This window comes from Corynebacterium sp. HMSC034B08, assembly GCF_001835805.1.
Classification (GTDB): domain Bacteria; phylum Actinomycetota; class Actinomycetes; order Mycobacteriales; family Mycobacteriaceae; genus Corynebacterium; species Corynebacterium coyleae.
In genome coordinates, this window is sequence record NZ_KV825939.1 from 64,963 (window position 1) to 73,446 (window position 8,484).

At 64.2% G+C, this 8,484-nt stretch carries 6 protein-coding genes and 1 pseudogene; 6 read left to right on the forward strand and 1 reads right to left on the reverse strand.

The window, feature by feature from the left end; translation table 11 throughout:
- Positions 1-42: 42 nt before the first annotated feature.
- Positions 43-2,076, forward strand: a complete 2,034-nt coding sequence (locus HMPREF2656_RS04400; RefSeq protein WP_070815963.1) for a helicase-associated domain-containing protein — start codon at positions 43-45, stop codon at positions 2,074-2,076.
- Here HMPREF2656_RS04400 and HMPREF2656_RS04405 read toward each other — a convergent pair.
- The gene (locus HMPREF2656_RS04405) at positions 2,073-4,889 is read right to left on the reverse strand and encodes an FAD-binding and (Fe-S)-binding domain-containing protein (RefSeq protein WP_070815964.1); all 2,817 of its coding nucleotides are present in this window, start codon (positions 4,887-4,889) and stop codon (positions 2,073-2,075) included. The two genes, HMPREF2656_RS04400 and HMPREF2656_RS04405, sit on opposite strands and share 4 nt — an antisense overlap.
- Positions 4,890-4,945: 56 nt before the next feature.
- On the opposite strand from HMPREF2656_RS04405, the gene HMPREF2656_RS04410 reads away from it, so the two are divergent.
- From HMPREF2656_RS04410 to HMPREF2656_RS13035, 5 genes and pseudogenes are all read left to right on the forward strand, one after another.
- On the forward strand, positions 4,946-5,824 hold the full coding sequence (locus HMPREF2656_RS04410; RefSeq protein WP_070815965.1) for an ABC transporter ATP-binding protein: 879 nt from the start codon (positions 4,946-4,948) through the stop codon (positions 5,822-5,824).
- Entirely contained in the window at positions 5,824-7,017 is a 1,194-nt protein-coding gene (locus HMPREF2656_RS04415; protein WP_070815966.1) for an ABC transporter permease, read from the forward strand. Before HMPREF2656_RS04410 ends, HMPREF2656_RS04415 begins: the two co-directional genes overlap by 1 nt.
- Positions 7,018-7,221: 204 nt before the next feature.
- Complete coding sequence (locus tag HMPREF2656_RS04420; RefSeq protein ID WP_070770889.1) at positions 7,222-7,770, forward strand: hypothetical protein; 549 nt, start codon at positions 7,222-7,224, stop codon at positions 7,768-7,770.
- A gap of 192 nt (positions 7,771-7,962) precedes the next feature.
- Positions 7,963-8,136, forward strand: a pseudogene (locus HMPREF2656_RS12760) (transposase); the annotation flags it as partial.
- 33 nt (positions 8,137-8,169) lie between these two features.
- Positions 8,170-8,433: a hypothetical protein gene (locus HMPREF2656_RS13035; protein WP_168167326.1), complete on the forward strand. Its 264-nt coding sequence runs from the start codon at positions 8,170-8,172 to the stop codon at positions 8,431-8,433.
- Positions 8,434-8,484: the final 51 nt, after the last annotated feature.

An 8,484-nucleotide genomic window follows, 5' to 3' on the forward strand; every position in this document is an offset into this window, starting at 1 on the left:
TTTCACGCCGGAGACAAAAACGCACGTAAACTCACCCCCGCAATGTCTACGTTCCCTAAATTCTTGAGTTCGCTCGATGACGACGCGCTGCACGCCCTCATCGAGGCACGCCCGGATGCCTTCTTCCCCGCCCCGCCGTCGGTGGGCTCACTCGCAACCAGGCTCGGCCTTCCCGGGTCGGCATCGCGCGCGTTGCGTCTCCTCAACGCCGCGGATCTGGCGGTGCTCGAGCAGCTCGCGGATGCCGGAGCGGAGCTTGAGCCTGTGAACGCCACCGGCTTCGGCTCCACTCACCACCTGCGCGAGTTGGCGCTCGTATTCGGTCCGGATGAGGCGTTGCGTATCGCCCCCGGCACGCTGACTGCCCTGCCTCCCGGTTGGCGCGTGACCGATACGCTGCCACCCGGCGCGACCGAGGCGCTGGCGTCACTGCCTGCGCGTGAGCGCAAGGTGTTGGACACCCTTGCGGCGTCCGGCGGGGTGGGCACAACCGCGGCGGCTGCACCCGATGCGGGCCCGGATGCGCCGGTGGCCAAGTTGCTCGCGCTTGGCATGCTTGTGCGCGTCAACGAGACCACGGTGCGCCTGCCCCGCCCGGTCCGCGACGCGATGCGTGGCGCAACGCCGCGCGTGTTCCCGCTTGCACCACCCGCCGTACCAGAGATCGATCAGGCCACTATCGACGAAACCGCAACCGCCCAGGGCCTCGACGCGGTGCGCCAGATGCGCCAACTGGTCATGACGCTGATGGATACCCCGGTGGTACTGAACAAAGACGGCACTGTCGGCGTGCGCGCGGCGGCAAACCTGGAGAAGGCACTTGGGTTCGACCCGAGCTTGCTTGTCACCGTCGGCGAGTCCGCGGGTCTTGTCGGCCGCGGCAACGTCGACGACGAGGATGTGCTCGCCGCCACTCGCGACGCCCTGACCTGGCTTGACGCGACACTGTCCGATCAGTGGGCGATCGTGCTCGCCGGCTGGGTGGCCTCCCCGTGGCGCGTGGATACAGGGGCGAATTTGCTGAGCGACGACGCCCACGCCCCAGCGCTTCGCCACGCCCGCCTCACCATGCTGCGACACGCGGGCGACATGGACCGGATGCTCTTCCACGCCCCGCTGGAATCGTCGGGGTTCTCCGACAACCTCATCGCCGCGGTTGTCCGGGAAGCCGAATTCGTCGGCGCGCTGGCCAACCAAGCGCAGCCGACCCCGACGTTAGCCCTGATCAACGGCGAAGACGTCGCTGCAGCAACCGCCACGCTCGTGCCCGCCTCGGTGGACACGTTGATCGCCCAGGCCGACATGACGGTGCTAGCCCCGGGCCCGCTCGAGCCCGCAATGGCCGGGTTCATCGAGCGCATCGCGGATCTGGAGTCGCCTGGTCTTGCCAGCGTGTGGCGCATCTCGGAAGCCTCGGTGCGCCGCGGCCTGGACAGTGGCCTCACCGCCCCGGAGATCCACTCCTGGCTGGCAGACCACGTGCTTGGCGAGGTCCCCCAGGCCATCACCTTCATCATCGACGACACCGCGCGTACCCACGGCGCCATCCGCGCCGGCGAAGCACTCGCCTACATCCGCTCCGAGGACCCGGCGCTGATCGCCACCGCAGCAGAGAAGTTAGGCCTGCGCATTCTCGCCCCCACCGTGGCCATCTCGCACCTGCCGCTGGCAAAGCTCATGACGGCGCTGCGCACCGCAGGCCTCCAACCCACCGCCGAGGACGACCAGGGGGTTTCCGTCAACATGGCGCCTGAGCCCGCCCTGGTTCCGCCAACGCCATCGACGCTTCCAAAGTCGCGGAGGGTGGCGCCGGATCAGGTGCGTGCGATCGTCGCAAAGCTGCGCTCTGCGGAGACCACCGATGCTGGCAGCGGGAATGCGTTTGAAACGCTTCGCGCGGCGGCGCGGGCGCGCAGGCATGTCACGGTGGGCTACGTGGACAAGCAGGGGCGCGGCAAGACGATCACCGTCCTGCCGCTGAGTGTCACCGCGGGGCAGGTGGACGCGCTCGACGAGGCCAAGGACCGGGTCGTGCGCATCGCCCTGCCGCGGGTGACAAAAGTGGTGCTGGCCTAGCGGCTGGCGCGCTCCAGGATTTCCAGGATGTGCTCGTAGTCCGCGCCGGTCGCGGCCGTCAGGCCCAACTCGCAGGTGCGGTTCGACGACGCGTGGCACGCCGAGCCGAACTCCTTGGCCTGTGCAGCCTCCCGCTTCGTCGCGGCGTGGGTGAGTTCGGGGTGCAGCATGCCGCGATCCCCGGCGTAACCACAGCAGTTCCACTCGGCCGGAACGTTCACGTCCTCTGCCGCGGCGGCCGCAACGTGCTTCAGCGTATCGACGATACCCAGGTGGGTCGCCGAACACGTCGGGTGCAGCGTCACCGATGGCACCTTGTGGTTGACCGTGAGGCGATCGAGCACGTGCTCGTCGACAAACTCGATGGCGTCGATGACCGTGATGCCGATGTTTTCGGCCATGTCGCGGAAGCCGTGCGTACAGCTCGACGCGTCCACCACAACCGGCAGGCGCCCGCCGTCGGTAGCTGCGATGAGCTGGTCGTTGACGCGGCGCTGCATGATGTCGTGGCCGGTGCTCATGCCCTTTGAGGTCCACGGGGTGCCGCAGCACATGCCGTCGATGCCCTCCGGAACGGTCAGGGCGAGCCCGGCGCGCTCGACGAGTTTCGCGAACGCCTCGGAGGCGCCCACGCCCTCGCCCTGTGGGCCGAACATGGAGTTCACACACGCCGGGACAAACACACCGACAGGCTCCGCGCCCGGCGCGCCGACCTTCGTGCCAAACGCCTTGGAGCGCTTCGCGCCGCCCTTGGAAAGTTCGGGGCGGTACTGCGGAACGGTGTCTTCCCCTACGAGGGCGCGGGCGACGTCAGTAACCTTCTGCACCAGGCTCGTCGGCATGACGTAGGCGCCGGTTAGCGCTGCAGAAGCCAGGGTGTTGCCCGGGCCCCACACCTTCGCGGCGGCTGCCCAACCAGCGGACTTCACAGCACCGGCCTGGCCGCGGCGCAGTGACTTGATGAACTTGCCGGTGTCAATACCCACCGGGCACGCGGTGACACACATGGAGTCCACCGCACAGGTGTCGATGCCGTCGTACTGGTAGGCCTCGTCAATGTGCTTAACCAGCTCCGTGTCGCCTTCCTGCAGCGCCTTCGCACGTGCGCGGCGCACGACGATGCGCTGGCGCGGGGTCATGGTCAGGTCGCGCGAGGGGCACACCGGCTCGCAGTAGCCACACTCCACACAGGAGTCGATCTCGTCTTCCACCTGCGGGTTGAGCTTGAAGTTCTTCATGTGCTCGCGCTCGTCGTCAGTGATGATCACGCCCGGGTTCATCACCCCGCGAGGGTCGGCGGCGCGCTTGAGCGCCGCCATCACGTCGTAGAGTTCCTCGCCGTACTGGCGGCGCACGTACGGCGCCATGACGCGGCCGGTGCCGTGCTCAGCCTTGAGGTTGCCGCCGGCACCGAGCACGAGGTCCACCATGTCCTCGTTGAAGCCGTCGTAGCGCGTGAGGTTCTCGTCGCCCTCGAAGCGGTCGGTGATCAAAAAGTGGATGTTGCCGTCCTTGGCGTGGCCGAAGATGACGGCGTCGTCGTACCGGTAGGCGTCGAAAAGCTGCTGCAACCCGCCGCAAGTGTCGGCGAGGTCCTCGACGGGCACCGCGATGTCCTCGAGCAACGCGGTCGTGCCGGACGGGCGAGCCTCCGCGACCTGGGCGTAGAGGCCCTTGCGGAACGCCCACGCCTTGGCGGCCTCGATGGGGTCGGTGCTGAACTGCGCCGGGGTCTGCAGGTCGAACTCACGCAGGAGCTTGGAGCCGGCCTGCTCGTATTCGCGCAGCTGCTCGGCCTCGTTGGCGTGGTATTCGATGAGCAGCGCCGCCTGGCCGCCGAGTTCAAAGCCGGTGATCTGCTCCGGCACCGAATCGAAGGTGCGGCCAACCTTGATGGAGCGCGAGTCCATCAACTCCAGCGTCGCCGCCTTCGACTCAAACAGTGCCGGAAGCGAGCGCGTCGCCGCATCCAGCGTCGGGTAGACCGCGATGGTGGTCGTCTTCAGTTTCGGCACCTCGATGGTGCGCAGGACGGCCTCCGCGATGAACGCGAGTGTGCCCTCGGATGCGACCAGCAGGTGCATGAAGATGTCCAGCGGCGAGTCGTAATCCAAGAACGAATTCAGGCTGTAGCCCATCGTGTTTTTCAGCGCGAAGTGGCGCTCGATGATGTCTACGGATTCCTTGTTGTCGCGCACGCGTCGCTTGAGCTTCTCAATCGTGTCCACGAGCTCCGGCTCCTGGCGCGCGAACTGCGCCTCCGCATCCGGGTGAGCCGTATCGATCACCGTGCCAGACGGCAGGACGAAGGTGACGGACTCGATGGTGTTGTAGGTGTTGAACTCCGTACCGCACGCCATGCCGGATGAGTTGTTGGCAATCACGCCACCCATCGTCGCGGCGCCCTCGGACGCCGGGTCCGGGCCGATCTTGCGGCCGAACGCGGCCAGGTGCGCGTTGACCTGGCGCACCGTGGAGCCGGGCTGGACGCGCACGCGCTTGCCACCGTCAAGTACCTCCACGCCGCGGAAGTGCTTGCGCACGTCCACCAGCATGCCCGCGCCGCCTGCCTGGCCGGACAGGGAGGTACCGCCGCCGCGAAGCACCACTGGGGCGCCGGAGGATGCCGACGCGCGGAACGCCGCCGCGAGATCATTCGCGTTGCGCGCTTCGACCACCACATCGGGGGTGTAGAGGAAGTGGGATGCGTCGTGGGCGTACTTGATGCGGTCGATCGGGCGCGTGGACAGCGCCTCGTCGGAGCCGAGTTCGCGGGCCAGATGCGCCGCTGGGGATGAGATGGTTGCAGTCATGGGTTCATGGTAAACCCGCCCTGAGCGATGTCGTATCTTTTGGTAGTTTTTGTCGGGTGACTACGTTTCAGATTCAGGACCTTCACAAGCGCTTCGGCGACGTCCAGGCCCTCGACGGAATGGACTTCACCGTCCGCGATGGCGAGATGTACGGCTTCGTCGGTTCCAACGGCGCCGGAAAATCGACCACGATGCGCATCGCGTTGGGCGTGCTCAGCGCCGATTCTGGCGAGGTGCTCCTCGATGGGCAACCGCTTGACGACGACTCCCGTCGCCGCATCGGTTACATGCCCGAAGAACGTGGCCTCTACGGCAAGGAGAAGATCCTTGATCAGTTGGTCTTCCTGGCCAAACTTCACGGCGTCGACGGCGCGGCTGCCAAGCAGCGCGGCACCGAACTGCTCGAGGAGTTGGGCCTCGGCGAGCGTCTGGGCGACAAGCTCGACGACCTCTCCCTGGGCAACCAGCAGCGCGTGCAGTTGGCCGCATCGCTGATCCACGACCCGGAGGTGCTCATCCTTGACGAGCCGTTCTCCGGCCTCGACCCCGTCGCCGTGGACGTGATGAGCACGATGCTCACCGACCGCGCCCGTGCCGGCGTGCCGGTGATCTTCTCGTCGCACCAGCTCGACTTGGTGCAGCGGCTGTGCGACCGCATCGGCATCGTCACCCGCGGCCGCATGGTCGCCGAAGGCACCGTCGATGAGCTGCGCTCGGGCGGCCCGGTGCGTTTCCGCGTCGGCACGCAAGCGCGCGGCTGGATCCCCGCAACCGCCACGCTTATTAGCGACACCCCCACCCACGTCATCGTCGAAACCACTTCCGCCGACAACGACCAGGACATCCTCCGCGCCGCAATGGCCGCCGGCCCAGTCCACGAGTTCACCCGCGTCGTGCCGGATCTGGCCGAGCTGTTCAAGGAGGTTGTGAAGTAATGAAGACCTACTCCCCCATGCACACCATCACCACCACCGCGAAGCGCGAGGTGCAGATCCTGCTGCTGAAGAAGGGCGTCATTGTCACGCTCGTGATCATGTTGCTGGCCATTCTCGGCATGATCGGCTTCGGCACCTGGATGAAAAACAAGGACGAAGCGGAGGCAGAGGCCGGCGGCCCGGCCGTTGCCACTGTGGGTATCGCAGAGCAGCTTCTCGACGACGCCGGCTACGACGCTCGCACCGCCACCGACCGCACCGAAGCCGAACAGTTAGTCCGCGACGGCGACGTGGAGGCCGCCCTGATTGTCGAGGACGACAACTGGGAGGTCCTTGCGGACGGCTCCCCCTCCACCACCATCCTCACCGGCCTCGACGCCCTCTCCCAGCAGCAGGCGCGCGCCGAAACCTTAAGCACCCTGGGCATTAGCCCCGCCGATTACGAGGCTGCCTCCCCGCAGATCAACGTTGTGCCGGTGGACATCAACGACACCGAAGACGAAGACACCGCACAGCAGTTGACCCGCCTGCTGACCACCTTCTTCGCGCTGATCATCGTCATGTTCACCGTGATCACGTTTGCCGCCCAGGTGGGCAGCCGCGTCACCGAGGAGAAGTCCTCGCGCGTCGTCGAGCTGATTTTGGCCTCCGTTCGCCCGCTGGACTTCCTCGCCGGCAAACTGCTGGGCACCGTCATCTTCGGCTTCCTCGCCACCGCAGTGTTGCTTGCTGTCGGCGGCATTGGTCTGAAGGTCTCGGGGCTTATCGACGATGTCGAAATCGACTGGTCCGTCTTCCCCATCCTGCTTGTCGCCTGGCTGTTGTCCATGCTGTTCTTCGGCGGCCTCTACGCCGCCGCCGGCGCGATGGTGCAGCGCACCGAGGACCTCCAGTCCACCCAGATGCCGATCCTGATCCTGCTGATGGCGTGCGTGTACATCTCGTCGTTTGGTTGGTCCAACACCGACTCAACCTTCATGCAGGTCGTCAGCTGGATCCCGCCGTTTTCCATCTTCGCCGCGCCCTTGACCTACGCAGCTGGCGACTTCACCGCCATCCAGCTCGCGGGCTCCTTCGCGCTCGCTGCGGTCACCACTGTGCTCGTCGTGTGGGGTGCCGCCGGCATTTACAAGCGCACGATCCTCAACAACGGCAGCGTGACCAAGTGGTCACAGGTGCTTCGGAGGGGTTAGGAGCGTTCGCGCATCTTAGCGATGCAAAAGGTTATTGGCGATGGCAATCCTGGCATTTTCCGGGAGCCACCATCAGCAAGCGTTACACCACGCTGAGGGACGCAACCCGAAAGCACAGAGGCAACACCAAAGGATTGCTGTACCGATAAGGACACGATAGGCTTAGGTCCAGATAATTGTACGGCTTCGAGAAGCAGGAGAAATATGATGGGTACACGTAACAAGATGCTGGCCACGCTTTTAACAGCAGCGCTTTCTGTGAGTTTTACGCCGGCGGTCGCCAGTACAGAAGGGCCTGCCTTGAGTATGGCAGCTCAAAAAAACGGCTCGACAATTTCCGTTGACAAACAGGCAGAAGAGTTTGCTACGGCTTTCGCTTTCGTTGATGACATTCCTGACGAAGTACTGGAAAACTCTACGGATGATGAAATTGTGGAGTATATCCGAACAATGGAAATTCGCCCTACCGCTTCCCCCCGCATGGCCGCAGCTAGCGTGGATCCGTTGTGGTGTGCGGCTTCGATTTCTTCAGCGATTGCAGGTGCAGCGTTTCCAGCGTTTAAACTCGCGAAAATAGTGAGGATCGTGAAAAAGCTCGGCGGCCCCCGGAAAACTGCTGAGAAGATTAAAGAGATGGGTGGCTTAGGCAAGGTCGCAGGCAAGCACGCTAATGAGAACACTACTACCGGAATGCTGGCCTCTCTAGCAGCTGAGTTGACTGGTATCGCCGGCATCCGAGATTACTGCTTCTAGAGCGACCTATGAAGAAAACTAATATTTTAAGTTCGGTCTTGGCCCTAGCTTCCATTTCTGTTCTCGTAGCGGATTCTACCCCTATATTTATTCCGCTCGCGCTGGCCGTCTTAGCACTCATTGTGTTTTCGCTGGGACTCGAGAAAACGAAAGAACCCTGCTAGTTGTCATCCGACTAACTACACGTCCATCTACACGCAGTCGGTCAATCTCTCGCGCGACGCATGAGAACGGTTCGTGCCGTTTCGGCAGCTCCCGCCGGCTGCTCGACGATTGGTCTACACCACCAAATTAATCGAATCTCTCAATGCTGAGCCGCGTAAAGCCACTCGCAACCGAGGCCAGTTCCCCGCTGCATTTTCTGCCCGGCAAGCTGCTGGGCACGCTCGTACTGGGCTCTTGGCAACGACCTTACTGCCCATGGTCAGCGGTGTTGGACTGAAGGTCTCCGGCCTATTCTTCCTGGTGGTCTGGCTTCTGGCGAAGCAGTTTTTCGGTGCCGTCTACGCTGCGGCGGGCACGATGGTGCAGCTCACCGAGGACCTGCAGTCCAACCAGATGCCGATCCTTCTGATGATCATGGCCACCGCCTACATTCCCAGTTTCGGCTGGATGAGCACCGACACCACTTGGACGCAAGTGATGAGCTGTAGCAGGGGTTAGCGCAGTTCGTCGATAAACGCCTTCGCGTCAATGTCGCCGTTCTCCGCGGCC